We start from the raw sequence: 25,500 nt of genomic DNA, 5'->3' as shown, positions 1-25,500 counted from the left end.
CCGAGTCAGTCATGCCCGACCTGCGCTTCCACGGCACCCGCCCCCAGCACACCGAGATCCCGCGCCCCAAGCGCGGTGAGGGTCAGTGGGCCCTGGGCTTCAACGAGCCGCTGAACAAGAACGAGCAGTCGAAGAAGGACGACGACGCGCTCAACGTGCGCGACCGCATCCTCTACACCTACTCCAAGCGCGGCTTCGACTCCATCGACCCCGCCGACCTGCGCGGCCGCTTCCGCTGGATGGGCCTGTACACCCAGCGCAAGCCCGGGATCGACGGCGGGCGCACCGGCTCGATGGAGGAGGAGGAGCTCGACGACCGCTACTTCATGCTCCGCGTCCGCTCCGACGGTGCGCTGCTCGACGCCGCGGCCGTGCGCGCCCTGGGCGAGATCGGTCGCGACTTCGCCCGCGACACCGCCGACGTGACCGACCGCGAGAACATCCAGTACCACTGGATCCGCATCGAGGACGTCCCCGCCATCTGGGACCGCCTCGACGCTGCCGGGCTCTCCTCGCTGGAGGCCTGCGGCGACTCGCCGCGCCCCTTCCTCGGCTCGCCGGTCGCCGGCGTCGCGGTCGACGAGATCATCGACGGCACCAGCGCCCTGGAGGAGATCAAGCGCCGCTACATCGGCGACCCGCAGTTCTCCAACCTCCCCCGCAAGTTCAAGACCGCGCTGACCGGCCACCCGGGCCACGACGTCTCCCCCGAGACCAACGACATCTCCTTCGTCGGCACGACCCACCCCGAGCACGGTCCCGGCTTCGACGTCTGGGTCGGCGGCGGCCTGTCCACCAACCCGATGCTCGCGGCCAAGATGGGCGTCTGGATCCCGCTCGAGCAGGTCGCCGACGTGTGGGCCGGCATCGCCTCGATCTTCCGCGACTACGGCTACCGCCGGCTTCGCTCGCGCGCCCGGCTGAAGTTCCTGGTCGCCGACTGGGGCATCGAGAAGGTCCGCGAGGTGCTCGAGAAGGAGTACCTCGGCGCCGCGCTCGTCTCCTGCCCCTCGCCGGAGTCCCCCGAGGGCTTCCGCGACCACATCGGCGTGCACGACCAGAAGGACGGCAAGAAGTACGTCGGGGTCGCCCCGGTCGTGGGTCGGGTGTCGGGCCAGATCCTGGTCGACCTCGCCGAGGTGATCGAGGAGTTCGACCTGGCCGGCGCGCGGCTGACGGCGTACCAGAAGATCGTGCTCATCGGCGCCGACCCCGCCCGCGTCGACGAGCTGCTCGACCGTCTGGAGGACATCGGCCTCTCGGCGCGGCCCTCGCAGTGGCGTCGCAACACCATGGCCTGCACCGGCATCGAGTTCTGCAAGCTCGCGATCGTCGACACCAAGAACCGCGCCCGCGACCTCGTCGCCGAGCTCGAGCGTCGTTTCCCCGACCTCGACGTGCCCATCTCGGTCAACGTCAACGGCTGCCCCAACGCCTGCGCGCGCACCCAGGTCGCCGACATCGGCCTCAAGGGCCAGCTCGTCATGCACGAGGGGCAGCAGGTCGAGGGCTTCCAGGTGCACCTCGGCGGCGCCACCGGCCTCAAGGCGAACTTCGGTCGCAAGCTGCGGGCCCACAAGGTCACCAGCGCCGGCCTCGACGACTACGTGACCGTCGTGGTCACCAACTTCCTGGCCGACCGCACCGAGGGCGAGAGCTTCGCCGACTGGGTGCACCGCGCCGACGAGGCCCTGCTCAAGGGTGACCGGGTGCTCGACGGTGCCGCCTCGGGCGGCGGTTCCTGATGTCCGAGCGCGCCGTGCCCTTCCACTGCCCCTACTGCGGCGACGAGGACCTGCGCCCGCACGCAGCGGAGCACGGGACCTGGGAATGCCACTCCTGCCGGCGCGCCTTCTCCCTGCGGCTGATCGGGCACCTGGCCCGGCCGCCGCAGCAGGGAGGAGCCTCATGACGTCCGCCACCACACGTGCCGCACGCGAGAACCGTGCCACCCACACCGAGGGCCGCTCCTCGGAGGAGCTGCGCGAGCTGGTCTCCCACTGGGGCGCCGAGCTCGAGCTGGCGCCGGCCGAGTCCATCATCGAGTGGGCCGCCGCCACCTTCGGCGAGCGGTTCTGCATCACCTCCTCGATGGGGGACGCGGTGCTGGCCCACCTCGCCGCCAAGGTCGTCCCCGGCATCGACGTGGTCTTCCTCGACACCGGCTACCACTTCGTCGAGACCATCGGCACCCGCGACGCCGTCGAGGCCACGATGGACGTCAACCTCCTGACGATCACACCGGTGCAGAGCGTCGCCGAGCAGGACGCCACGGAGGGCAAGGACCTCTTCCGCACCGACCCCGACCGCTGCTGCGCGCTGCGCAAGGTGGCGCCGCTGCAGGACGCACTGTCCGGGTACGACGCGTGGGCCACCGGCCTGCGTCGCGCCGAGACCAGCAACCGGGTCATCGCTCCGGTCATCGGGTGGGACGCCAAGAAGCAGAAGGTCAAGGTCTCCCCCATCGCCCGGTGGTCCGACGAGCAGGTCGAGGCCTACATCGCCGAGCACGGTGTCCTGGTGAACCCGCTGGTCTACGACGGCTACCCCTCCATCGGCTGCGCGCCGTGCACCCGGCGGGTCGCCCCCGGCGAGGACGCGCGCAGCGGCCGATGGGCCGGCACGAACAAGACCGAGTGCGGCATCCACATGTGAGCCGCTCCCGGCAGCAGCACCACCCGCGGGTGCAACGGAGCACCGCGAGCACCACCCCCACACAGAAGCAGTGAAGATCGCAGAGAAGGAGGCACTCGATGGCAGCTCCCGCCCTCGTGGCCCTCGCCCACGGCAGCCGTGACCCCCGCTCGGCCGCCACGATCCGCGCCCTCGTCGACGAGGTCCGTGCCGTACGCCCCGACCTCAAGGTCGAGCCGGCCTTCCTCGAGCTCTCCCGTCCCGGCTTCCAGACGGTCGTCGACCGCCTGGTGAAGGCCGGCCACGACGAGATCGTCGTCGTCCCCCTGCTCCTCACCGAGGCCCACCACGCGACGGTCGACGTCCCCGCCGCCGTCGCGCAGGCCACCGAGCGCCACCCCGAGGTCCGCATCCAGGCCACCGACGTGCTCGGCCTGGAGGCCTGCTTCCTCCAGGTCCTGGACGAGCGGCTGCGTGAGGCGCTGCGCGAGGCCCGTGTCCGCGAGCTCGACGCCCTCGTGCTCGCCGCCGCCGGCTCCAGCGACCCGTTGGCCAACCAGGCCGTCGCGCGCCTGGCCCGCGTGTGGGGAAGCCACCACAAGCTCCCCGTCACCGCGGCCTACGCCTCGGCCGCACCGCCGGCCACCGGTGAGGCCGTCCGCGCCTTCCGGGCCGAGGGCCGGCGCCACATCGCGGTCGCCTCGCTCTTCCTCGCCCCGGGCTTCCTGCCCGACCGCGCGGCCGAGCTGGCGCTCGAGGCCGGCGCCGTCGCGGTCTCCGCACCCCTGGGCGCCCACCCCGAGGTGGCCCGGGTCGTGCTGGCCCGCTACGCCGTCGGTGCCGTCGAGCTGGTCCCCGTCTGACCCGCGCCCTGTGGTCGAGCCGGCGTATTGATACGCCGGCTCGACGACGCGTCAGCGCACCAACCGGTCCAGGAGACGCTCGAGCTCGGCCCGGGGGTCGGCGGCGAGGCCGCCGTGCACCGGGCCGGGCTGCAGGACCGTGCTGCGCGGCGCCTTGAGGAACCCGAATCGCTGGCCCAGCGACTGTGTCGCGGCGGCGCCCCCCCGGTCGTCACCGGCGCAGACCCCCTCCACGAAGCCGAGTGCGTCGCAGAGCCGCGCCACGTCGAGGTCCGGGAAGAGCGCCCGTACCCGGTCGGTGTCGACGTGCCAGGAGGCTTCCAGCAGGTCGGCGGCCTGGCTGTAGAGCACGACGCCGACGTTGAGGAACTCCTCGCGCTCCACGCGCGGGACGCAGCGCATGACGACGTACTGGTAGGGCAGCAGCTCAGGCACCCGCGCCTCCCGGGAGCCAGGCGCGCGAGGCCAGACGCGCGCTGAGGAAGTCGACGTACGCCGCCCGCACCTGCGCCGGTGTCTCCGCGCCCGGGACGGGCTCGAGCCAGGCGTCCGGGACCAGGTCGAGGACCTCGGCGAACACCTCGGTGCCGAGCTCGGCGCGCAGCGCGGCGTCGGCGGCGGCCAGGTCGACCTCGGCCGGGTCGACGACGTGGTCGGAGGGGTCCCACGGCTGGTCGGCGAAGCGCTGCGCGGCTCCCTCGCGGGTCAGCGAGCCACCGGGCCAGGCGTGGTGGAAGTACAGCGAGGCGCCGTGGTCGATGACCCAGAGGTCGCCGTGCCACACCAGCAGGTTGGGGTTGCGCCAGGAGCGGTCGACGTTGGCGATGAACGCGTCGAGCCACAGGACCCGGGCGGCTTCCTCAGGGGTGCCCGCCTCCCCGTCGGCGTACCCGAAGGCGCCCGGCAGGAAGTCGATGCCGAGGTTGTCGCCGGCGCTGGCGTTGAGGAGGTCCTGCACCTCCTCGTCGGCCTCGTAGCGCGCGATCGCGGGGTCGAGGTCGAGCACCACCAGGCGCGGGGTGCGCAGCCCGACGCGCCGGGCGAGCTCGGAGGCGATGACCTCGGCGACGAGGACGCGCAGGCCCTGACCGGCGCCGCGGAACTTGCAGACGTAGGTGCCGAGGTCGTCGGCCTCGACGATCCCCGGCAGGGAGCCTCCCTCGCGCAGCGGGGTGACGTAGCGGGTGACGCGCACCCGGTCCAGGGGGCTCACGAGAGGGGGTCCTCCTCCTCGAGCCGCCGGCGCTGCTCCTCGACGTCGAGGTCGACTCGCGGCCAGGTGGGGGCCATCGTCTGCAGGGTCTGGCGCAGCAGCATCGCGACGGCGAGGTTGCGGTACCACTTGCGGTCGGCCGGCACGACGTGCCAGGGCGCGACCTCGGTGTTGGTGCGCTCCAGCGCGACCTCGTAGGCCCGCTGGTAGTCACCCCATCTCTGGCGCTCGTCGATGTCGCCGGGGTTGAACTTCCAGTGCTTGTCGTGACGGTCCAGGCGCTCGAGCAGGCGCTCCTTCTGGGTCTCCGGCGAGACGTGCAGCATCACCTTGAGCACCCGGACGCCGGAGCCGAGCACCTCGGCCTCGAACTCGTTGATCTCGTCGTAGCGCTGCTCGATGACGTCGGGCTCGGCCAGCTCGCGCACCCGCGCGATGAGGACGTCCTCGTAGTGGGACCGGTCGAAGACCCCGATCCGGCCCCGGCCCGGCAGGGCCTTGCGGATGCGCCACAGGAAGTGGTGGCCCAGCTCCTCCTCGGTCGGCTTCTTGAAGGCGGTGATGTCGACGCCCTGGGGGTCCACGAGCCCGACGGTGTGGCGCACCACGCCGCCCTTGCCCGAGGTGTCCATGCCCTGGAGGACCAGGAGGACCCCCCGACCCTCGCGCTCCTCGACGTCGTCGGCCACCCGCCCCTCGGCGAAGAGACGCTCCTGCAGCTCGGAGAGCTCCTGACCGACCTCCTCGAGGGCCGCCTTGCCCTCCTCCTTGTCGCCGTCGAAGCCGGGGGTGGCGTCGGTGGCCCACTCCCCCAGGTCGACCGGGCCGGGTGGGACGCGCAGGTGGTGCTGGATCACTGCGCCATCATGTCAGCCATGAGCAGCGCCGATACCTCCTCTCCGCACGTCGTCCTCGTCCACGGCGCCTGGCACGGCGCGTGGTGCTGGCGCGACGGGTTCGCCCAGCGGCTGGAGCAGGCCGGCCTGCAGGTCACGACCCCGGACCTGCCGGCGCACGGCGACCGCCTCGACGCCGACCGGCTCCGCTCGCTGCGGCACGGACCGCGGTTGCGGGACTACGTGGACTCGGTGGTCGAGGTGCTGCGCGGTCTGCCCGCCGGTGGTCCGCCGCCGGTCGTGGTGGGGCACTCGATGGGCGGCGGTGTCGTGCAGCACCTGGTGGGTCGCCTGGACCGACCGGCGCTCGGCGGCGCCGTGCTGCTCGCCTCCATGCCCCCGGCCGGGGTCTGGCGGGTCACCGCCGACACCGCCCGGCAGCGGACGGCGACCTTCCTGCGGGCGAACGTGCGTCGTGACCTCGGGATGCTGGTCGTGGAGGCCGAGCACGTACGCCGGATGTTCCTCTCCGCCGACACCGACGACGCCGTCGTGGCGGCCGTGCAGTCCCGGCTGCACGGTGAGTCGTTCCGCGCGTTCCTCGACATGCTGGCCCTTGACCGTCCGCGGCCGGCGACGGGCCGGGGCCCGCGCGCGACGCAGGTCCGCGTCCTCGGCGCGGCCGACGACACGATCTTCCGCGTCGCCGACGTCGAGGCGACCGCGGCCGCCTGGGGCACCGAGGCCGTCGTCGTCCCCGGCATCGGGCACGACGTGATGCTGGACCACGGCTGGGAACGGGTCGCCGACCAGGTGATCACCTGGGTGGGCGAGATGGCCTGAGGTCGGGCCGAGGACAGCGCGATTGGAGTGCGGAGTGCTGGTGACACGCATGCCGTGTCACCAGCACTCCACTCCCGGCCTCATGGGGTCGAACCGGCGTACTGATACGCCGGCTCGGCGGGACTGAGGGGTCGGGACGGGTCGGGACTGGATCAGCCGAGGTCGCCGTCGTCGGTCGGGTCGTCTCGGCCGGCGCGGGAGAGCTCGTCGCGGACCACGGCGAAGGCCATGCCCGAGCCGTAGCCCTTGCGGGCCAGCATGCCGACCAGCCGTCTGGTGGCGGTGACGTCGTCGACCCGGCTCAGGGAGCGCAGCTTCTTGCGCACCAGGGTGCGCGCGGCCTGCTCCTCCTGCTCCGGCTCGAGCTCGTCGAGCGCCTCGCGGGCGACCTCGTCGTCCACGCCCTTGCGGCGCAGCTCCTGGGCCAGCGCACGGCGTGCCAGGCCCTTGGCCGACTGCCGACCGGCGACCCAGCTGCGGGCGAAGGCCTCGTCGTCGACCAGCCCGACCTCCTCGAACCGGTCGAGCAGCCGGGTCGCCAGCTCGTCGGGGACGTCCTTGGAGCGCAGCTTGTCGCTGAGCTCCTTGCGGCTGCGGGCGCGACCGGTCAGCTGGTCGAGCAGGATCGTGCGGGCGACCTGCTCGGGGTCGGCGTCCGGCCCCGCCGCCACCGGGTCCTCCGGTGGCGGCTGGGCGCGGTCGCGTGCCTGCTTGGCCTCGCGTGCGCCGGTCCAGGCGTCGACGCCGAGGCTGACGTCACCCGCCCAGTCAGGGGCGGGACGGGTCTCGGGCTCCACGATCAGAAGTCGTCGACGCCGATCGGGTCGGCGGGCGCCTCGGCGTCGACGGTCGGGCCGACACCGAGCTTCTCGAGGATCTTCTTCTCCAGCTCGTTGGCCAGGTCGGGGTTGTCGCGCAGGAAGGTCCGCGCGTTCTCCTTGCCCTGGCCCAGCTGGTCGCCCTCGTAGGTGTACCAAGCGCCGGCCTTGCGGACCAGGCCCGCCTCCACGCCGACGTCGATGAGGCCACCCTCGCGGGAGATGCCCTTGCCGTACATGATGTCGAACTCGGCCTGCTTGAACGGCGGGGCCACCTTGTTCTTGACGACCTTGACGCGGGTGCGGTTACCCACCATCTCCTGGCCGTCCTTGAGCGTCTCGATGCGACGCACGTCGAGGCGGACCGAGGAGTAGAACTTCAGCGCCCGACCACCGGTGGTGGTCTCCGGCGAGCCGAACATCACGCCGATCTTCTCGCGCAGCTGGTTGATGAAGATGGCGGTGGTGCCGGAGTTGTTCAGCGCTCCGGTCATCTTCCGCAGCGCCTGGCTCATCAGGCGTGCCTGCAGACCCACGTGGCTGTCGCCCATCTCGCCCTCGATCTCGGCGCGCGGCACGAGCGCGGCGACGGAGTCGATGACGATGAGGTCGAGCGCACCCGAGCGGATCAGCATGTCGGCGATCTCGAGCGCCTGCTCACCAGAGTCGGGCTGGGAGACCAGCAGGGCGTCGGTGTCGACGCCGAGGTTCTTCGCGTACTCCGGGTCCAGCGCGTGCTCGGCGTCGATGAAGGCGACGATGCCGCCGGCGCGCTGGGCGCTGGCCACCGCGTGCAGGGCCACCGTGGTCTTACCGGAGGACTCCGGACCGTAGATCTCCACGACGCGGCCGCGCGGCAGACCGCCGAGGCCGAGGGCCACGTCCAGGGCGATCGCCCCGGTGGGGATCACCTCCAGGGGGGCGCGGGTCTCGTCGCCCAGTCGCATGACCGAGCCCTTGCCGAACTGCCGCTCGATGTTGGCGAGCGCTGCATCCAGCGCCTTGTCGCGATCTCCACCAGCCATGGGTGTTGTCCTCTTCTCTCGTCGTGGGCCAGGCACGTCGACGACGCTAGAGCGGGCCACCGACAACGCCTGATCAGCGTGTCGTGCACTGTGGAGAACCCCGCTCCGCGTCATGCCTGTGGACGCCACGGTAGCCGAACACCTGTTCGATCGCGGCTGCGACACGCGCGACACGCCGGTAGCTCGGGGCAGGGTCAGGGCAGGGGCGGGACAGGGTCAGGGCAGGGTGACGGTGAACCGGCAGCCCGGGACGCAGCCGTCGGGGCCCGCAGGCTGGTTGTCGACCCGCACGGTCCCCCCGTGGGCCTCGACGAGCCCGGCGACGATCGCCAGCCCCAGGCCGGCTCCGCGCGAGGAGGGCTGCTGCTCCGGCGTACGGGCCGCGCTGCCCTGCCAGGCCACGTCGAAGACGCGGGACAGGTCCTCGGCGGCCAGCCCGCCGCAGGCGTCGCTGACCGAGATCTCCACCCCGCCGCCCGGCACCGCACGACCCTGCACGTCCACCCGTCCGCCCGGGGCGGTGTGCCGCACCGCGTTGCCGACGAGGTTGGCGACCACGCGCGAGAGCGCGCCCGGGTCGGCGTGCACCTCCAGGCCGGGGTCCACCGAGCCGCCGACCGAGACCGTGCGGGCCGCGGCGACCGGCTCGGCTGCGGCGATAGCCTCGCTGAGCAGGTCCCCCAGCGAGACCGGCTCGGGAGCCAGGCGCAGCACCCCGGCGTGGATGCGCGAGAGCTCGAAGAGGTCGTCGACCATCCTGCTCATCCGGTCGACCTCGGTGCGGATCTGCCGGTGGTAGCGGGCGGGGTCGGCCGCCATGCCGTCCTCGAGCGCCTCGGACATCGCCCGCATCCCGGCCAGCGGCGTGCGCAGGTCGTGGGAGACCCACGAGACCAGCTCGCGGCGCGCCTCCTCCAGCCGGGCCTCGCGCTCACGGGCCTGCTTGAGCCGGTGGTGCGTGGCGGCCAGCTCCTCGGAGAGCCGGCGGAACTCGGCCGGCCCGCGCGCGGGCCCGGCGGAGTACGGCGAGGACGACCCGACCCGGCGCACCTCCTCGGCCAGCCCCCGCGACCACACCACGACCGCGCGCGAGAGGACCACCGCGACCAGCACCGAGACCACCGCGGCACTGGCCGCGACGAGGGTCAGGGCGCCCAGGTCGTGCTCGGAGATGAACATCGCCCGCGCCACGACCAGGACGCCGGCCAGCATGCCGAGCACCGGCACCACGGCGACGAGCACCAGCTGCCAGGCGATCGAGAGCCGGCGCACCGCCCAGGCCGCCGCCAGCCCGAGCGTGCCGACGGCGAGCGCCGCCGCGACCGCCATCGCGACGATCTGCAGCTTGTCCTGGGTCATCGGGGCTCCTGGGTCATGCGGGAGCCGGCTCCCAGCGGTAGCCGACCCCCCACACCGTGACCAGCCGGGTCGGCTGCTTGGGGTCGGCCTCGACCTTCTCGCGCAGCCGCCGCACGTGCACGGTCACCGTCGACAGGTCGCCGACGCTCCACCCCCAGACCCGCTCCAGCAGGTCCTCGCGGGACCACGCGGTGCCGGGGTGGGCGAGCAGGAAGCGCAGCAGGTCGAACTCGCGCGCCGTCAGCGCGAGGGTCTCCCCCGCCCTGGTCACCTCGTGCCGCGAGGTGTCGAGCACCAGGTCGCCGTCGGTGAGCACCCCCGCCGGCTCCGGCTCCTGGCCCACGCCCGCACGCCGCAGGACGGAGTCGACCCGCAGCGCGAGCTCGCGGGGGCTGAACGGCTTGGTGACGTAGTCGTCGGCACCGACCTCCAGGCCCGCCACCCGGTCGCCCTCCTCGCCCAGGGCGGTCAGCATCACCACCGGCACCTCGGCGCGCCGGTCCGGCAGCGCGCGCAGCCGGCGGCAGACCTCCAGGCCACCCATGCCGGGCAGCATCAGGTCGAGGACGACGAGGTCGGGCGCGCCGGTGACGGGCGCCTGGCCGGGCGGTCCCAGGCGGCGCAGGGCGTCCTCCCCGTCACCGGTCTCCTCGACCTCGTGGCCGTGGGCCCGCAGGTAGGACACGACCACCTCGCGGACGGTCACGTCGTCGTCGACGACCAGCACCCGCCCCATCAGCGCTGGTCCCGGCGAGCGCGCAGCGAGTGGAGGAGGACGGGCAGCACGACCACGATGATGACGGTCGCGACGAGGGCGAGGTAGCCCGCGGTGTAGTCACGGTCCAGCAGCGTCGGGTTGTCGGGGGCGTTCTCGCGCCCGAACCCGCCGAGGAACGGCACGGCCAGCACCGTCAGGCTGCCGAGCACCACGAGGCCCGCACCTGCAGCCGGCCTGGCCACGGCCGGCAGCAGCCGGGTGGCGAGCAACGACACGACGATCACCACCGAGCCGAGCAGGACGTCGTGGACGAGCACGCCGCCGGCCAGCCACAGGGCCACGTCGAGGTTGCCGGAGAGGTCCTGCCGCGAGAGCAGCAGCCATGCGCCGTACGCCGCCAGCAGCACGCCCGCGGAGCCCAGCACCGCCCTTCCGGGGCTCACCCGTCCCGTCTCACCGCCGCTCATGTGACCGCCTCCAGCCGCGAGAGCCACTTGGTCTGCAGGACGCCGGGCCGGTTCGGCGCGATGAGGCGGGCCGGGTAGCCGTGGTCGAGGTCCAGCGGCTCGCCGGACAGCGCGAGCGCGACGAGGGTGCGGTCGTCGTCGGCGAAGTTGCCCTGCAGCAGGGTCGCGCGGAACGCGCCCCTCTCCTGCAGCGAGGTCACCACCACCTCGGCCCCGCGCGGGGCGTCGACGAGGTCGAGGAGGTCGCGCAGCCGCACGCCGGTCCACACCGCCGAGGCGCTCCACCCCTCGACGCACGCGATCGGCAGCTCCTCGGAGCGCTGCGGCATGGCCAGCAGGTCGTCGCGGGTGAGGGAGACGGTGGTGCCGGCGTACCCCACCACCAGCCGGTACGCCGGTGACGACGCCGACTCCTCGACCCCGGCTGCGGCCGCGGTGCGGTTGACCGGCACCCCGCCCGGGCCGTCCCCGGAACGGACCCCCAGGACGGACACGCGCCGCAGCCACGGGACGGTCGAGCCCGCGGTGGCCAGCACGGCCAGGCCCGCGGCGACCCACGTCGAGCGCAGCAGGCCGCGGCGGCTCAGACCGCCGCGGACCACGGCCTCGGGCCGGTCCAGGGCGGTGTCGTCGACGTCGCGCCCGAGCGCCTCACGGATGGTGGGCAGCTTGACGGCCAGGTGCAGCAGCAGGGCACCGGTGGCGATCCACGCCAGGGCGTAGTGGCTGCGGCGGAAGGAGAAGTCCCAGGGGTACCACTGGGTGGAGTTGAGCAGCCCGGTCACCAGCAGGAAGACCGAGGCCGAGACGAGCACCGCGATGGAGGCCCGCTCGGCACCGTCACGGGCCCGGCCGGCCCAGTCGGCCGGGAGCCCGCGCACCAGCAGCGGCAGCACGCTCCAGAGCTTGACCAGCAGCAGCGGGATGCACGCGATGCCGGCGGTGACGTGCAGCCCCTGGGTGAGGCGGTAGCCCCACGACGGGTTGGTCGGGAAGGGGATCGGCTGGGAGGGGTTCTGCGCGTAGTGGCTGACCAGCCCGGTGAGGAAGGCGATGCCGAAGCAGATGCCGAGCCATCGCCCGACCCGCGCGGCCACCGCGGCGCTGCGCAGGTGCGAGGTCTCGCGGACCGTCGGCATGGTCGTCACGGCCGTCGCTCCAGGACGGCCAGCCAGCGCTGGGGGGCGAACGGGGCCCGGGTCGTGACCGCCCACCCGGTCGCGCGGGCCAGGCCGAGCACCCCGTCGACGCCGACGACCGACCAGCGGAACGGCCTGCTGGTGGTGCCGGCCAGCTCCAGCCGCGCCCAGCGGGTCGTCGAGGGCACGCCAGGAGCGGCGAGCTCCACGACGACACGTCCGTCGGGCGCGACCACCTCACCCAACCGGGCCAGGAGCGCGAGCGGGTCGCCGCCGATGCCGACGTTGCCGTCGGCCAGCAGCACGGTGTGCCAGCGGCCCTCCCGCGGGACCGGGTCGAAGACGCTGCCCTGGAGCGCGACCACCCCGCGCGCCCGGGTCTGCGCCACTGCCTCGGGGACCACGTCGATGCCCAGCACCCGCCCATCGCGTCGCTCGGCGAGCCGCTGCGCGAGCCGCCCGGGCCCGCAGCCGACGTCGAGCGTGTCGCCGACACACTCGGCGAGGAGCGCCTCGTCGTGGGCGTCGGCCTCCCGTGTCCAGTCGTGGACGGGCAGCTCGGCGGGCCCGCCGTCCAGGCCGAGCACCCGGCAGGGCACGCCGCGCAGGGCATGGCTGAACAGGGTGCTGAACGAGCGGTCGTGCAGGTCCGGGACCTCCTCGGCGAGGCTCATGCCTCGACCCCCAGCCATGCCCGGGAGAACCGGGTGGTGGGGCAGCCGGCGGCGACCTGGTCGGCGTCGGCGACGGTGTCCACGTCGCGCTGCACCGGCGCGGTTCCGACGTCCAGGCCCCGGGCACGCAGCGCGGCCAGGGTGTCGTCGTGGGTGTGCTCGGTCGACATCTCGACCCCGGCGAGCACCGTGGCATCGCGCGGGTCGCGCAGCGCCAGCACCCACCAGCCGCCGTCCTCGGCCGGCCCCAGCACGGCGTCGTGTCGCTCGAGGCCGGCCACCACCACTGCCAGCAGGTCGGGGGTGAGCTGCGGGGTGTCCATGCCGACCTGCACCACCGGGCCCGGCCCGCTGGTCGCGACGTCGGCGTGGGCCGCGGCCAGCCGCTCGTCGAAGCCGCCGCCGCGCTGGGGGTGCACGTGCCACCCCCGGGTGGCTGCGAGCAGCTCGGGGCCGGCGACCGCGTCGGCGAGGTCGCCGGCGAGCGCCAGGTGGCAGTGCTCCGCGCCGTACGCCGCCGTGCAGGCCTCCACCGTGTCCAGCAGCGCGGCCGCGGCCAGCTCGGCCGCCCGCCCGAGGCCGACGTCGGCGCCCAGCCGGGTCTTCACGTGGCCGGCGACCGGCGCCTTGGCGAGCACCAGGGCCCGCACCGGACCGGTAGGAGCAGCAGCGGTGCCGGTCATGACAGCACCCGCCAGAAGTCGCGGGCGGCCCGGACGGTGCCGCGTACCGAGCCGGAGACCTTGGAGCGGGTGCCCTCGGCCCGGGGGTGGTAGTCGACGTCGTGCTCGCTGACCCGCCACCCGGCCGACGTCAGCTTCTGCAGCAGCTCGACGGGGTAGCCGAAGCGCCGGTCCCGCACGTCGAGGTCGAGCAGGGCACGCCGGTCCAGCACCCGCATCGGCGCGATGTCGTGGGCGGCCATGCCCAGGCGCCGGCGCAACCACCAGACGATGAGGTTGTTGCCCAGCCGGGCGTGCCAGGGCCAGACGCGACGGTCGACCGGCCGGCGGCGGCCCAGCGCCGCGTCGGCGCGGCCGGAGCGGACGTCGTCGAGCATCGGCAGCAGCTGGTCGGGGTCGAAGCTGCCGTCGCCGTCCATGAAGGCGACGTGGTCGTGGGTGGCGGCCAGCAGCCCCGCGTGGACCGCGGCGCCGTAGCCCGGCGTCGACTCCCGCACCACGTGCGCCCCGAGCCGCTCGGCGACCTCGGCGGTGTCGTCGGTCGAGCCGTTGTCGACCACGATCACGCGGAACTGCGCGGGCACCCGCGGCAGCAGCGTCGCCAGCGCCGGGCCCTCGTCCCGGCACGGCAGCACCAGGTCCGCGACGGGGCCGGCCACCGGGTCGGCCGCCGGGTCGGCGACCGGCGAGGCAGGGTCGGGTGCAGGCATGGCAGCGACCGTAGCCCGACGGCGGTACCGCAGGGGTGGGGCAACTCTTACGGCCTCGTGACGCCAGCACCGTGACGCCCGGCGCGCGGGCGGTGCGGTCGCTGGGCGACTCCCCCTACAGTCGCGGGCATGCCCTCCCCCGCGGTCCCCCGGTCCGCGCCCCCTGCGGTCGTCAGGGCGGCCACCGCGGGCGTGGTGGTCGTCGCGCTGCTGGTGCTGGCCGCCTTCACGGTCCCCCACCTGGTCGACTGGGAGGTGCACACCCGCGCGCCGCGTTCGACGGTCGACGAGCTGCTGGTCCCGCCGCTGCACGGGTGGTTCGCCCCGCAGTGGTTCGGCCCCGGCACGCTCCCGGCGCTCGTGCTGGGCCTGGGCGGCTGGTGGTGGGGAGCGCGCTGGGCGCGGGTCCTGCCGTGGCGGGGCCTGCTGCTCGCGACGTACCTCCTCGCGCTGGGCTGGTGCCTCTCGCTGGCGCTGGTCGACGGCCCCAGCGGCCTCTCGCGGGTGCTCGGCCACCCGGTGGAGTACCTCCCCACCGCCCGCGCGGTCGACGACGTGGGCCTGCTGCTGCGCGAGTACGTCGACCGCATCTCCTACGACGCCGCGCCGCGCAACTGGCCCACCCACGTCGCGGGGCACCCGCCGCTGATGCTGCTGTTCTTCGTCGGCCTGGTGCAGGTGGGCCTGGGCGGCGACCTGGCCGCCGGCGTCGTCGTCACCGTCATCGGCGCGTCGATGCCGGTCGCGGTGCTCGTGGCGCTGCGGGCGCTCGGCGTCCCCGACGTCGCCCGCCGCCTGGCCGTGCCGCTCGCGCTGTCGCCCGTCGCGGTCTTCGTCGCGGTCTCCGCCGACGCCGTCATCGGCGCCGTCGTCGCCTGGGGACTGGCCTGTCTCGCGCTGGCCACCCGGCGCGCAGGGCCCGGGCCCGGACGCTGGGGCTGGTCGGCGGCCGCCGGCCTGCTGCTGGGCTGCTCGGTGCTGATGTCCTACGGCATGCCCCTGGTGGGGCTGGTGGCCCTGGCGGTCATCGGGGCCGGCTGCGCCTGGCGGGGGCCGGTGCTCCCGGTGGCGGTGGGCGCCGCGCTCGTGCCCGTGCTCGGCTTCGCGGCCGCCGGGTTCGCGTGGTGGGAGGCCTACCCCGTCCTGCACGACCGCTACTGGGAGGGCATCGCCTCGATCCGCCCGGCGTCGTACTGGCTCTGGGGCAACCTCGCGGCCCTCGCCGTCATCACCGGCCCCGCCGTGTGGGGCGGCGTCGGGGTCCTGGTGACCCGGGTACGCACCCTGGCGCGCCGGCGACTGCCCGAGCCGGAGCGGGTGGTCGTGCTGCTCTCCGGCGCGATGCTGCTGGTCGTCCTGGCCGCCGACGCCTCCCGGATGAGCAAGTCGGAGGTCGAGCGGATCTGGGTGCCGTTCGTGCCGTGGCTGACGCTCACCGTGGCCCTGCTGCCGCCGCGCTGGCGCTCGCCCGCCCTGCTCGCGCAGGTCGTCACGGCGCTGGCACTGCAGCACCTGGCCTACACGAGCTGGTAGCTCAGGCGCGCAGGGGCGCGGTCGCGAACGCCGGGAGCCCGACCTCGGGCAGCACCTCGGCGCTGAACCCGAGCTCCACCCGGGCCCGCTCGGGAGAGGCCACGATGTGCCGCACGTCCCCGAGCCGGTAGCCGCCGGTCACCTCCGGGGCCAGGTCGCGCCCGGTCCCCTCCGCCACCAGCTCGGCGACCCGACGGATGCCGACCGGGTGGCCCGAGGCCACGTTGTAGGCGCGGTGGTGCCCCGCCGGCGCCTCCAGCACCGCGTCGAGGGAGGCGACGTTGGCCCGCGCCACGTCGCTGACGTGGACGAAGTCGCGCATCTGCTCGCCGTCCTCGAAGACCCGGGGCGCCTCGCCCCGCTCGAGGGAGGAGCGGAACATCGCCGCGACGCCCGAGTACGGCGTGTCCCGCGGCATCCCCGGGCCGTAGACGTTGTGGTAGCGCAGCGACACCGCCGCCGCGTCGGCCTGCCGCACCCAGGCGGTCGCGTAGTGCTCCTGGGCGACCTTGGAGGCGGCGTAGCTCGACCGCGGCTCGAGCCGGGCGTCCTCGTCGACGAGCGCCCACGCCAGCGGGCCGCCGCACACGGGGCACGGGTTGTCGAAGCGTCCCGCCTCGAGGTCCTCGCGCCCCCGCACCCCCGGCACCTGCTCGCCGTGCTCGGGGCAGGTGTAGCGCCCCTCGCCGTAGACGACCATGCTCGAGGCCTGGACCAGCCGCTGCACCCCGGCCTCGTGCATCGCGGCCATCAGGGCGGCGGTGCCCAGGTCGTTGTGCCCGGCGTACGCCGGCAGGTCGGCCACCGTGACGCCGGCACCGACCACGGCCGCCTGGTGGCACACGGCGTCGACGCCACGCAGCAGACCGGCCCACGCCGCGGACGTGGCGGCCTCGCGCACGTCGAGGGCGTGGGTGCCCTCGGGCGCGCCCGTCGCGCCGTGCGCCATCGGCAGCATCACGTCGACCCGGACGACCTCGTCGCCGCGGGCCTCGAGCGCCTCGGCGACCGCGGCCCCGATGAACCCCGCGGAGCCGGTGAGGAGCACCCGCATCAGGCGGCCCCGCCCGGAATCGCGCCGGGGGTCTGGCCGGGGATGTCATAGGTGAGCTCGACGCCGTCGGTCCAGCTCCCGCAGGTGCAGCCGTCGGGGTCCGGCAGCGCCTCGATGGTGGCTGCCAGCAGGCCGGTGAGCCGCTCGAGGTTGGCCTTGAACAGCGCGAAGACCTCCTCCTGGCTGACCCCGCTGCCCTCCTCGGCGCCGGCGTCCATGTCGGTGACCAGCGCGATCGAGGCGTAGCACTGCCCCATCTCGCGGGCCAGCGCCGCCTCGGGCAGCGCGGTCATGTTGATCAGGGTCCAGCCCTGCTCGGCGTAGGAGCGCGACTCCGCGCGGGTGGAGAAGCGCGGGCCCTCGATGACGACCATCGTGCCGCCGTCGGTGACGTCGGGCGCGGCGCCGAGCACGGCGCCGCGCAGGCCCGGGCAGTAGGGGTCGCCGAAGGGCAGGTGCACCGCCCCGCTCTCCACGAAGGACGGGATCCGGCGGTAGGTGCGGTCGACCAGCTGGTCGGGCACGACCACGTCGCCGGGCGCCACCTCGGGGCGCAGGCCGCCGACCGCGCAGGGCGCGAGGACCTGGCGCACGCCGAGGGAGCGCAGCGCCCACAGGTTGGCGCGGAACGGGATCCCGTGCGGCGGGAAGTCGTGGTGTGCACCGTGCCGCGGCAGGAAGGCGACGCGGCGCCCCGCGACGGTGCCGATCGCGATGGGTGCCGAGGGGTCGCCGTACGGCGTCTCGACCCGCACCTCCTCGGGGTCGGTGAGGAAGGAGTAGAAGCCGGTGCCGCCGATGACGGCGATGTCGGCTGCGGCAGCGGGCGGAGGGGCCTGCGTGGAGGTCATGCGCTCACTGTGCCAGGCGGTCGGACCCCGACCGGGCGAGCACCGCAGCGAGGACCACCAGCAGCGCCAGGCCGATGCTGCCGTGGGAGAGGTGGGCGTAGCCCAGGGTCCCGACCACGACGCCGGCCAGTCCGCCGGCGGCGGCCGCGCCCAGCCCCATCATCAGGTCGGCTGCGCCCTGGACGTCGGCGCGGACGTCGAGCGGGGCGTGGTCGGCGATGAGGGTGGAGGCGGCGACGGTGCCGAAGCTCCAGCCGAGGCCGAGCAGGAACAGGCCGGTGAAGATCTGCCACGAGCTGCCCTCGGGCGCCGCGCCGGAGAGCAGCAGCGACAGCACCAGCAGCACTCCCCCGGCCCCCAGCGTCGGTGCCCGGCCGACGCGGTCGGCGAGCAGCCCGACCAGCGGGGAGAAGGCGAACATCCCGAGCACGTGCACGCTGATGACCACTCCGATGATCCGCAGCTCGGCTCCGCCGTGCTCCATGTGCAGCGGCGTCATCACCATCACCGCGACCATCGCGGCGTGGCTGCCGACCAGGCCGAGCACGGCGGCCACCAGCACCGGCCGCTCGGCGAACGCGGCGCGCACCCGGCTCCACGACGTGCCGGTGGGCACCCCGACGACCTCCCCCGCGGCGTCGGCCTCGTCGTGGGCGATCCGGCGGGCGAGCAGCAGCGGGTCGGGGCGCAGCAGGGTGCCGACCAGCAGCGAGGCCAGCAGCATGCCGATGGCGCCGAGGGCGAACGGGCCGGTGAGCTCGGGCAGCCCGAGCGCGCGGGCCAGCGCCGCGGCGGGGCCGGTGAGGTTGGGCCCGGCGACGGCGCCGATGGTGGTCGCCCAGACCACGACCGAGAGCGCCCGGCCGCGGTGCAGCGGCTCGGCGAGGTCGGTCGCGGCGTAGCGCGCCCCGCTGTTGGCGGCCGTCGTCGCGCCGAGCAGCAGCGCCCCGAAAAGCAGGAGCGGCATCGAGCCGATGGCGCCGGCGACCACGGCCAGCACCGCACCGCCGGCGCCGACGAGGTAGCCCGTGGCGAGGCCGATGCGCCGGCCGCGCAGGCTCATCAAGCGGGCCAGGAGGTACGCCGCGACGGCCGCGCCGAGCACCTGGAAGGTCTGCGCCAGCCCGGCCTGGGACTCGCTGCCGGAGATGTCGCGGGCCAGCAGCGACGCGGTCGCGATGCCGATGGTGATGCCGACCGCGCCGACCGCCTGGGTCGCGACCAGCACACGGACGGTACGCCGCTGGGCGGCCGCCCGGTCGGGCGTCGAGGTGGCCGCCGCCGGGTCGGGGCGCGTGCTGCCCGCGGTCACCGCAGGGTCGCCGGGAGGCCGAGGAAGCCGTGGACCTCGGCCCAGACCTCCTTGGGGGCGACGCCGGCGTCCAGCGCCTCCTGCACCGTGCGGCCGCCGAGGCCGGCGATCACGGTCAGGCTCGCCCAGGACCGCGCCGAGGCCTGCCCCAGCGCGTGGTCCATCCGCTCCCAGAACTCCGTGTGCCGCACGCGGCCATCATCCCCGACGGCCTCAGGAGCCGGCCGGGCGGACGTCCCACACGTGGTGCTCGACGTCGTGCAGGTGGTAGCGCGCCAGCGAGTCCAGGGTGAAGACGGACCCGTTGCTGCGTCGGGCCGGTCGGGCCCACAGCGCCTCGTCGGTCGGGTCGAGGACGTCGTAGGTCGCCGCGACCCGCTCGGTCTCCTCGGCGAGCTCTCGGGCCACCGTGGCCGGGTCCTGCTCGGCGTACGCCTGCGACTCGGCGGTCTCGTCCTGGTCCCAGTTGGCGAACTCCGGGTCGTGCTGGCACAGCACCATCGCGACCCGGGCGCTGAAGACGATGTGCACGTCACGCACGTGGCAGGCGTACTCCAGCGGCGACCAGGTGGTCGGGTCGGGGCGCCGGGTGGCGGTCGGCCCGGACAGCAAGCGGTGCCAGGCGGGCATCCCGGCACGCAGCCGGGCACCGATCTGGTGCCGGGCGACCCCGGCGGCGTCGAAGCCGCACTGCTCGCAGGGGCGCTCCAGCACCCAGGTCCAGTCCTTGGTGTCGCGCAACCCCTCACTCATGGGCAGCAGCGTGGCAGACGGGGATGTCCTGTGGAGATCCGGTGTCGAACTCTTGTCGTGTCGTGGCGCGCACGTGCATCGATCGTGGAGCGCCCAGGAGGACAGTCGGGGACATGATCACCGTCCTCCTCGTGGCCCTCGCGCTGGTGTGGGTCCTGGCCCCGCTGCCGCTGGCCGTCGCCGTCGGACGGGCCTTCGCCGCGGGCGAGGCACCCGAGCCGGCAGGCGTCAGGTCAGCAGCAGCCGGTCCAGTCGACGCCTGACCAGCAGCAGTCCCACGACCACCATCGCGACGAGGTAGACCACCGAGACCGCGGAGTCCCACGACACCGTGCCCGTCGTCAGCTCGCGGCACAGCACGACGCCTCGGTAGAGCGGCGTCGCCTCGACGACCCAGCGCAGCACACCGGGGTAGGCCGTGACCGGGAAGAAGGTCGCCGAGAACAAGAACATCGGCAGCGTGGCCAAGGTGACAAACTCGAAGTCCTGCCACGAGCGCATCCACGTCGTCAGCGCCATGCAGACCGCGCCGAACGCGGCACCGATGAGCAGGGCAGCGGGGACCACGAGCAGGGCCCACCACGAGGAGACCAGCCCCATGGCCAGCATCACCAGCAGGAACGCCGCGGAGTAGGCGCCTCCGCGCATCAGCGACCAGGACAGCTCGCCGCGGGCGATGTCGAGCGTGGTCAGCGGCGTGGCCAGCATCTGGTCGAAGAGCTTGTTGAACTTGAGCTTGAAGAAGAAGTTGAACGTCGAGTCCAGCACCGAGCCGTTCATCGCGGAGGCGGCCAGCATGCCGGGGGCGACGAACTCGGCGTACGGGATCTCCTGCCCGCCCACCTCGAAGCCGCTGACCAGGGTGCCGACGCCGATGCCGATGCTGAGCAGGTAGAAGACGGGTTCGAGGAAGCCGGAGGCGAAGATGTACCAGACCCGTCGGTAGGCCAGGTAGTTGCGCTGCACCAGCAGCGCGGCGGCGCCGGTGGGGCCCAACGGGTGCCGGGCGATGCTGCGTGCCGCGGTCGCGGTCGTGATCGCCACTCAGACCACCATCCGTCGCTGGAGCCGGCGCTGGGCCCACCACCAGCCGAGCACCACCAGGGCACCCAGGTAGGCGACGTGGACCAGGGCGGGGCCGACCTCGAGGGTGCCGAGGGTGAGCATCCGGGTCAGGTCCACCCCGTGCCACAGCGGCGTGATGACCGCCAGCGACTCCAGCGGCTGGTCGAGGTTGCTGACGGGGAAGAACGCCCCGGAGAACAGGAACAGCGGGATCATCCCGAGCCGGAAGACCAGCGCGAAGGCGCTCTCGCTCCTCAGCCCGGCCGAGAACGCGTAGATCGGGGCGGCGAAGGCCAGCCCGATGAGCACCTGGACGGGGAAGGCGAGCAGCACGCCCCACCACGACTCGTGCACCCCGAAGGGCGTCACGACGGCGAGGAACACCGCCGCGCTGACCGCGACGCGGAAGGCCACGAAGCCCAGGTGGGCCAGGATCACGTGCTCGACACCGAGCGGGCCCGCGGTCATGGCGTAGTAGGTGCGGTTCCACTTGATCATCCCCATGACGGGGTAGGTCACCTCGCCGAAGACCAGCGTCATCGACTGGGCAGCGACCATCCCCGGCACCACGAACGCGAGGTAGCTCGTCGCACCCTCGAGCGTGTCGGGGTCGGCCTCCACGAAGCCGCCCAGCAGCACGCCCATCGCCACGACGTAGAGCAGGGGGGTGACGAAGGACGACACGACGCTGCCCTTCCAGGTACGCCGGTAGGCCGTCGTCCAGTAGTCCAGCAGTCGCAGGGCGCCGTCGATCGTGCCCCGGGGCGCGGTGGCCTGCGTGGCGCGCGCGGTCTTCGGTGGCTCCGTGCTCGTCATCAGTCGACCAGCGTCCGGCCGGTCAGCCGCAGGAAGACGTCCTCCAGGGTCGAGCGCCGCACCAGGGTCGCGATCGGCTGCAGGCCGCGCTCGTGCACCTTGGCGACCGTCTCCTCACCGTCGGCGGTGTAGAGCAGCAGCCGGTCGGGCAGCACCTCGACGCGCTCGGCCAGGTCGGCGACCTTCTCGGCCAGCGGCTGGTGGGTGCCGCCGTCGGTGGGCACCGGGAAGCGCAGCTCGGCGACCTCGCGGGTGGAGTGGGCGGCGATCAGGTCCAGCGGCGAGCCCTCGGCAACGATCACCCCCTTGTCCATCACCACGAGCCGGTCGGTGAGCTGCTCGGCCTCGTCCATGTAGTGGGTGGTGAGCACCAGCGTCACGCCCTGCTGCTTGAGCCGGAAGAGCCGGTCCCAGACGACGTGGCGGGCCTGGGGGTCCAGGCCGGTGGTGGGCTCGTCGAGCAGCAGGATGTCGGGGCGGTTGATCAGCGAGCGGGCGATGGTCAGCCGGCGCTTCATGCCGCCCGACAGGTCGTCGACCATCGCGTCGGCCTTCTCCGTGAGCTGCACGAACTCCAGCAGCTCCTGCGCCCGCTCGCGCACCTCCGCCCGCGGCAGCCCGAAGTAGCGGCCGTAGACGACGAGGTTGTCGCGCACCGTCAGCTCGGTGTCGAGGGTGTCCTCCTGCGGGCAGACGCCGATGCGGGCCTTGATCTGCTGGGCGTCGGTCGCCGGGTCCATGCCCAGGATGCGCAGCGTGCCGCCGCTGACCGGCGACACCGCCGCGATCATCCGCATCGTCGAGGACTTGCCGGCCCCGTTGGGCCCGAGGAACCCGAAGGCCTCCCCCGGACGTACGTCGACGTCGATCCCGCGCACCGCCTCGAACCCTCCGAAGCTCTTGCGAAGTCCCGCCGCGTGGATCATCGAGCCGGCTCCCGAGGCCGGCACACCTGTGCTCACGCCCTCACCCTAGGACGCGATCCCTGGCGGGGTATGCGCGCCGCACCGAGACCCGCCACGCGCTGCACCCACCTCCCTCTACGGTGACGCCCATGCCTTCCTCGCGTCGCACCCGGGTGCTCGGCACCGTCACCACGCTGGCCCCCGTGCTGGCGCAGACCGCGAAGGTGGTGGCCGGCGACGTGGCGTCCCGGCTCCGGCCGGGCACCGATCGGTCCGTGGCCGATCCCGGGGTGTCGATCGCCGAGCCCGAGGGTGCGGCCGACTACGCCCGCCGGGTCCACGCGACCGGCACGGTGACGGCAGCCCCCGCGGAGGTGGTGGGGCTGCTGACCGACCTCGACCGGGTGCACGAGTGGTTGACCCTGCACCGCTCGTGGCGCGGCGAGCGGCCGAGCCGGATGGAGACGGGCGCGGAGTTCACCCAGCAGATCTCGCTGATGGACATCCCCGCGCAGGCGCGGTGGAGCGTGGCGCGGGTCGACGCGGACGGGTTCGAGCTGCGGGGCACCGGCCCGATGGGCATCACGGTCGGGTTGTGGGCCTCCGTCGTACCGACGCCCGCGGGCAGCGGCGTACGACTCGACGGGGCGCTGGACGGCCCGCCGGTCAAGGGGCCGGTGGGCCTCACGGCCGTGCGCAGCGTGGAGGTCGCGCTGGCCGACTCGCTGGCGCGGGTGGCCGAGCTGCTCGGGGACGCCGAGGGTGGTGCCCGGCTGCGAGTGGCCGACGAGCCGGTGCTGCACGAGCGGACGGGGGCGCTGCTGGAGCCGACCACGCCGGTGGTGATCGGGGTCGGCCAGGTCGTGCGGCGCACGCCCGACCTCGATGCTCCCGTGGAGCCGGTGGCCTCCGCCGTCGAGGCGCTGCGCGCGGCCGAGCGCGACGCGGGCGTGGACGTGCTGGGTCGCGCCGACCTGGTGTACGCCGTGCCGAGCGCCTCGTGGACCTACCCCGACCAGGCGGGCCTGGTCGCCTCGCTCGTGGGAGCCGAGGAGGCGCGGACCGTGCAGACGTCGGCGTACGGCGGTGACGGCGGACAGCTCGCGATGAACGACGCCGCCGACCGGGTCGTGAACGGCGACGCGCACGTGGTGCTGGTGAGCGGCGCGGAGGCCGGGGCGACCGTCGCGGCGCTGCAGGCGCAGGGGCGCGAGCCGCAGTGGACCCGGCAGCCCGACGACGCCGCCCCGGACCGGGTGATCGGCGTCGACCGGCCGGCCAACAACGAGGCGGAGACGAGCGTGGGGCTGGGGGCGCCGATCTACGTCTACGCGCTGATCGAGTCCGCGCTGCGGGGTGCCGCCGGCACCGACGAGGCCGAGCACCGGGCCGCGATCGCGGACCTGTGGGCGCGGCACAGCGCGGTCGCGGCGGAGAACCCCTACGCGTGGGACCCGACGGCGCGCACGGCCGAGGAGATCGCGACGGTGACGCCGGCCAACCGGGCCGTCTCGGACCCGTACACGAAGCTGATGTGCGCCAACCTGCAGGTAGACCTGGCAGCCGGCGTGGTGGTGACCAGCGTGGCCGCGGCAGCCGCGCTCGGCGTACCGCAGGAGAAGTGGGTGTTCCTCCACTCCGGGGCCTCGGCGACCGACGAGTGGTTCGTCTCCGAGCGGGCGGACCTGGCCTCCTCCCCCGCCATCGCCGCAGCCGGCCGGGCGGCACTGGAGCACGCCCGGGTCCGGGCCGACGAGCTGGGGCCGGTGGACCTCTACTCCTGCTTCCCGGCCGCGGTGCAGCTCGGCGCGCAGGCGCTGGGGCTGCCGTGGCAGGACCCGGCACGGCCGCTCAGCGTCACGGGCGGGCTGACGTCGGCGGGTGGTCCGGGCAACGGCTACGGCCTGCACGCCATCGCGACGATGGTCCCGCAGCTGCGCGAGCGACCCGACGAGGTGGGGCTGTCGAGCTCGCTGGGCTGGTACGCCACGAAGCACGCGCTCGGGGTCTACTCCGCCACGCCGCCTGCTCGGCCGTTCGCGCACCTGCGCCCGACGGTGGACCGGCCGGCGCCGCGGCCGGTGGTCACCGAGCTCGACGGCCCGGCGGTCGTGGAGGCCGTGACGGTCGGTCACGACCGGGAGGGGCGCGTGGAGGGCGTGGTCGTCTCGGCCATCGCCGAGGACGGCAGCCGGGTGCTGCTGCGGCGCGAGGCCGAGGAGGACGTGGCGCTGCTGACCGGCACCGACGCCCTGCGCCGGGTGCTGCGCTCGGAGGACGGTCACCTGGTGCTCGGGGACGAGCGGGTGCCGCTGCCGGAAGCGCCGGCGGCGCCGGTGCACACCACGCTCGACGGCCCGGTCGCGATGATCACGCTGGACCGGCCTCGGGTGCGCAACGCGATCGACGCCCGCACCGCACGGATGCTGGAGCGGGCGGTGGACGACGTGGAGGCCGACGACGCGGTCCGGGCGATCGTGCTGACCGGCGCCGGCGGCACGTTCTGCGCGGGGATGGACCTCTCGGGCGCGCACCGCGGCGAGGTGCCGGTGACGGAGCGACGCGGCCCCTTGGGTCTCACCGAGCTGCCGCCGACGAAGCCGACGATCGCCGCGGTCGAGGGCTCGGCGCTGGCGGGCGGCTTCGAGCTGGCGCTCTGCGCGGACCTGGTGGTGGCGGGCGAGGCGGCGACCTTCGGCCTGCCGGAGGTCAAGCGCGGCCTGCTGGCCGCCGCCGGAGGTCTGCTGCGCACGGCGACGCGGCTGCCGCGGGCGGTGGCGCTGGAGATCGCGTTGCTGGGCGAGCCGGTCTCGGCGCAGCGGTTGCACGAGCTGGGCCTGGTCAACCGGGTCGTCCCGGACGGCCGCGCCCTGGTGGCGGCGCTGGAACTGGCGCGTCAGGTCGCCGACAACGCCCCGCTGTCGGTGCGGGTGGGCAAGCAGATCATCGACGCCGCTCCCGCCTGGCCGGTCGACGAGGCGTTCACCCGGCAGAGCGAGATGGCCAGCCCGGTGATCCTCAGCGACGACGCCCGCGAGGGCGTCGCCGCCTTCGCGGAGAAGCGGCCCCCGAGGTGGACCGGACGCTAGCGCCGGTTGATGCGTACGAAGACAGGCACAACGCACGGATCCCCGGGTCGTCGCGCCGCGACGGACGGCTGCATCCGCCGTTGTGCCTGTTCTCGTACGAGCGATGGCGCGAAGTCGAGCGGTGGACACGGCGGTGACAC

The 25,500-nt window shown here is 74.1% G+C and carries 28 protein-coding genes; 8 read left to right on the top strand and 20 right to left on the bottom strand.

The genetic code is table 11. From position 1 onward, the window contains the following. The first annotated feature begins 11 nt into the window (after window positions 1-11). From BKA05_RS07340 to BKA05_RS07325, 4 genes are all read left to right on the top strand, one after another. The gene (locus tag BKA05_RS07340; protein WP_179530848.1) at window positions 12-1,745 is read left to right on the top strand and encodes a nitrite/sulfite reductase; all 1,734 of its coding nucleotides are present in this window, start codon (window positions 12-14) and stop codon (window positions 1,743-1,745) included. Continuing rightward, window positions 1,745-1,912: a hypothetical protein gene (locus BKA05_RS07335; RefSeq protein WP_179530847.1), complete on the top strand. Its 168-nt coding sequence runs from the start codon at window positions 1,745-1,747 to the stop codon at window positions 1,910-1,912. The genes BKA05_RS07340 and BKA05_RS07335 overlap by 1 nt, the downstream gene beginning before the upstream one ends. Next, window positions 1,909-2,655 carry a phosphoadenylyl-sulfate reductase gene (locus BKA05_RS07330; protein ID WP_179530846.1) on the top strand — a complete coding sequence of 249 codons (747 nt, stop codon included), beginning with the start codon at window positions 1,909-1,911 and terminating at the stop codon, window positions 2,653-2,655. The genes BKA05_RS07335 and BKA05_RS07330 overlap by 4 nt, the downstream gene beginning before the upstream one ends. A gap of 98 nt (window positions 2,656-2,753) precedes the next feature. Then, complete coding sequence (locus BKA05_RS07325; protein WP_179530845.1) at window positions 2,754-3,497, top strand: sirohydrochlorin chelatase; 744 nt, start codon at window positions 2,754-2,756, stop codon at window positions 3,495-3,497. A 51-nt stretch (window positions 3,498-3,548) separates the two neighbouring features. Here the strand turns inward: BKA05_RS07325 and BKA05_RS07320 are convergent, their stop codons facing one another. Genes BKA05_RS07320 through BKA05_RS07310 form a run of 3 tightly spaced genes read right to left on the bottom strand, consistent with a single transcriptional unit; the run spans window position 3,549 to window position 5,567 of the window. Further along, complete coding sequence (locus BKA05_RS07320; RefSeq protein ID WP_343045560.1) at window positions 3,549-3,932, bottom strand: DUF3037 domain-containing protein; 384 nt, start codon at window positions 3,930-3,932, stop codon at window positions 3,549-3,551. Further along, window positions 3,925-4,710 carry a HipA family kinase gene (locus BKA05_RS07315; protein WP_343045559.1) on the bottom strand — a complete coding sequence of 262 codons (786 nt, stop codon included), beginning with the start codon at window positions 4,708-4,710 and terminating at the stop codon, window positions 3,925-3,927. Before BKA05_RS07315 ends, BKA05_RS07320 begins: the two co-directional genes overlap by 8 nt. Next, entirely contained in the window at window positions 4,707-5,567 is an 861-nt protein-coding gene (locus BKA05_RS07310) for a PPK2 family polyphosphate kinase (RefSeq protein WP_179530844.1), read from the bottom strand. The genes BKA05_RS07315 and BKA05_RS07310 overlap by 4 nt, the downstream gene beginning before the upstream one ends. 18 nt (window positions 5,568-5,585) lie before the next feature. Between BKA05_RS07310 and BKA05_RS07305 the strand changes: the two genes are divergently transcribed. Next, window positions 5,586-6,389 (top strand): alpha/beta hydrolase, encoded by an 804-nt coding sequence (locus BKA05_RS07305; protein WP_179530843.1) that lies wholly within the window; start codon window positions 5,586-5,588, stop codon window positions 6,387-6,389. A gap of 152 nt (window positions 6,390-6,541) precedes the next feature. Here BKA05_RS07305 and BKA05_RS20245 read toward each other — a convergent pair whose 3' ends face one another. The 9 genes from BKA05_RS20245 to BKA05_RS07260 all read right to left on the bottom strand — a co-directional run bounded on the left by BKA05_RS20245 (window position 6,542) and on the right by BKA05_RS07260 (window position 13,982). Continuing rightward, the gene (locus BKA05_RS20245; RefSeq protein WP_343045558.1) at window positions 6,542-7,186 is read right to left on the bottom strand and encodes a regulatory protein RecX; all 645 of its coding nucleotides are present in this window, start codon (window positions 7,184-7,186) and stop codon (window positions 6,542-6,544) included. 2 nt (window positions 7,187-7,188) lie between these two features. Next, window positions 7,189-8,232 (bottom strand): recombinase RecA, encoded by a 1,044-nt coding sequence (gene recA / locus BKA05_RS07295; protein ID WP_179530842.1) that lies wholly within the window; start codon window positions 8,230-8,232, stop codon window positions 7,189-7,191. Window positions 8,233-8,448: 216 nt separating this feature from the next. Continuing rightward, a complete protein-coding gene (locus BKA05_RS07290; RefSeq protein ID WP_179530841.1) occupies window positions 8,449-9,591 on the bottom strand; it encodes a sensor histidine kinase in 1,143 nt (380 codons plus the stop codon). Window positions 9,592-9,604: 13 nt separating this feature from the next. Continuing rightward, complete coding sequence (locus BKA05_RS07285) at window positions 9,605-10,327, bottom strand: response regulator transcription factor (protein ID WP_179530840.1); 723 nt, start codon at window positions 10,325-10,327, stop codon at window positions 9,605-9,607. Next, a complete protein-coding gene (locus BKA05_RS07280) occupies window positions 10,327-10,752 on the bottom strand; it encodes a hypothetical protein (RefSeq protein WP_179530839.1) in 426 nt (141 codons plus the stop codon). The genes BKA05_RS07285 and BKA05_RS07280 overlap by 1 nt, the downstream gene beginning before the upstream one ends. Window positions 10,753-10,772: 20 nt before the next feature. Continuing rightward, a complete protein-coding gene (locus BKA05_RS07275; RefSeq protein WP_179533042.1) occupies window positions 10,773-11,915 on the bottom strand; it encodes a molybdopterin-dependent oxidoreductase in 1,143 nt (380 codons plus the stop codon). 5 nt (window positions 11,916-11,920) lie between these two features. Further along, window positions 11,921-12,589 (bottom strand): class I SAM-dependent methyltransferase, encoded by a 669-nt coding sequence (locus tag BKA05_RS07270; RefSeq protein ID WP_179530838.1) that lies wholly within the window; start codon window positions 12,587-12,589, stop codon window positions 11,921-11,923. Continuing rightward, a complete protein-coding gene (locus BKA05_RS07265) occupies window positions 12,586-13,272 on the bottom strand; it encodes a TIGR04282 family arsenosugar biosynthesis glycosyltransferase (protein ID WP_179530837.1) in 687 nt (228 codons plus the stop codon). The genes BKA05_RS07270 and BKA05_RS07265 overlap by 4 nt, the downstream gene beginning before the upstream one ends. Then, complete coding sequence (locus tag BKA05_RS07260; RefSeq protein WP_179530836.1) at window positions 13,269-13,982, bottom strand: glycosyltransferase family 2 protein; 714 nt, start codon at window positions 13,980-13,982, stop codon at window positions 13,269-13,271. The genes BKA05_RS07265 and BKA05_RS07260 overlap by 4 nt, the downstream gene beginning before the upstream one ends. A 129-nt stretch (window positions 13,983-14,111) precedes the next feature. Between BKA05_RS07260 and BKA05_RS07255 the strand changes: the two genes are divergently transcribed. Next, complete coding sequence (locus BKA05_RS07255; protein WP_179530835.1) at window positions 14,112-15,515, top strand: hypothetical protein; 1,404 nt, start codon at window positions 14,112-14,114, stop codon at window positions 15,513-15,515. 1 nt (window position 15,516) lies between these two features. On the opposite strand, the gene BKA05_RS07250 is transcribed toward BKA05_RS07255, so the two are convergent. Genes BKA05_RS07250 through BKA05_RS07230 form a run of 5 tightly spaced genes read right to left on the bottom strand, consistent with a single transcriptional unit; the run spans window position 15,517 to window position 19,485 of the window. Continuing rightward, the gene (locus BKA05_RS07250; RefSeq protein ID WP_179530834.1) at window positions 15,517-16,569 is read right to left on the bottom strand and encodes an NAD-dependent epimerase/dehydratase family protein; all 1,053 of its coding nucleotides are present in this window, start codon (window positions 16,567-16,569) and stop codon (window positions 15,517-15,519) included. Beyond that, window positions 16,569-17,420 carry an S-methyl-5'-thioadenosine phosphorylase gene (locus tag BKA05_RS07245; RefSeq protein WP_179530833.1) on the bottom strand — a complete coding sequence of 284 codons (852 nt, stop codon included), beginning with the start codon at window positions 17,418-17,420 and terminating at the stop codon, window positions 16,569-16,571. The genes BKA05_RS07250 and BKA05_RS07245 overlap by 1 nt, the downstream gene beginning before the upstream one ends. Window positions 17,421-17,424: 4 nt before the next feature. Continuing rightward, a complete protein-coding gene (locus BKA05_RS07240; protein WP_179530832.1) occupies window positions 17,425-18,732 on the bottom strand; it encodes an MFS transporter in 1,308 nt (435 codons plus the stop codon). After that, window positions 18,729-18,923, bottom strand: coding sequence for a DUF3046 domain-containing protein (locus BKA05_RS07235; protein ID WP_179530831.1), 195 nt, complete (start codon window positions 18,921-18,923; stop codon window positions 18,729-18,731). The genes BKA05_RS07240 and BKA05_RS07235 overlap by 4 nt, the downstream gene beginning before the upstream one ends. Window positions 18,924-18,945: 22 nt before the next feature. Next, complete coding sequence (locus BKA05_RS07230; RefSeq protein ID WP_179530830.1) at window positions 18,946-19,485, bottom strand: DinB family protein; 540 nt, start codon at window positions 19,483-19,485, stop codon at window positions 18,946-18,948. 113 nt (window positions 19,486-19,598) lie between these two features. On the opposite strand from BKA05_RS07230, the gene BKA05_RS07225 reads away from it, so the two are divergent. Then, entirely contained in the window at window positions 19,599-19,748 is a 150-nt protein-coding gene (locus BKA05_RS07225) for a hypothetical protein (protein ID WP_179530829.1), read from the top strand. On the opposite strand, the gene BKA05_RS07220 is transcribed toward BKA05_RS07225, so the two are convergent. The 3 genes from BKA05_RS07220 to BKA05_RS07210 are packed head-to-tail and all read right to left on the bottom strand — an operon-like array spanning window position 19,714 to window position 22,328. Beyond that, window positions 19,714-20,529, bottom strand: a complete 816-nt coding sequence (locus tag BKA05_RS07220) for an ABC transporter permease (RefSeq protein ID WP_179530828.1) — start codon at window positions 20,527-20,529, stop codon at window positions 19,714-19,716. The two genes, BKA05_RS07225 and BKA05_RS07220, sit on opposite strands and share 35 nt — an antisense overlap. Continuing rightward, entirely contained in the window at window positions 20,530-21,366 is an 837-nt protein-coding gene (locus tag BKA05_RS07215; RefSeq protein WP_179530827.1) for an ABC transporter permease, read from the bottom strand. Next, complete coding sequence (locus BKA05_RS07210; RefSeq protein ID WP_425489694.1) at window positions 21,366-22,328, bottom strand: ABC transporter ATP-binding protein; 963 nt, start codon at window positions 22,326-22,328, stop codon at window positions 21,366-21,368. The genes BKA05_RS07215 and BKA05_RS07210 overlap by 1 nt, the downstream gene beginning before the upstream one ends. 92 nt (window positions 22,329-22,420) lie before the next feature. On the opposite strand from BKA05_RS07210, the gene BKA05_RS07205 reads away from it, so the two are divergent. Next, window positions 22,421-25,360 carry a type II toxin-antitoxin system Rv0910 family toxin gene (locus BKA05_RS07205; protein ID WP_179530826.1) on the top strand — a complete coding sequence of 980 codons (2,940 nt, stop codon included), beginning with the start codon at window positions 22,421-22,423 and terminating at the stop codon, window positions 25,358-25,360. The last annotated feature ends 140 nt before the right edge of the window (window positions 25,361-25,500 follow it).

Origin of the sequence: Nocardioides marinus (assembly GCF_013408145.1) — a bacterium.
Taxonomy (GTDB): Bacteria; Actinomycetota; Actinomycetes; order Propionibacteriales; family Nocardioidaceae; genus Nocardioides; species Nocardioides marinus.
This window is presented reverse-complemented; position numbering and strand designations above follow the sequence as displayed.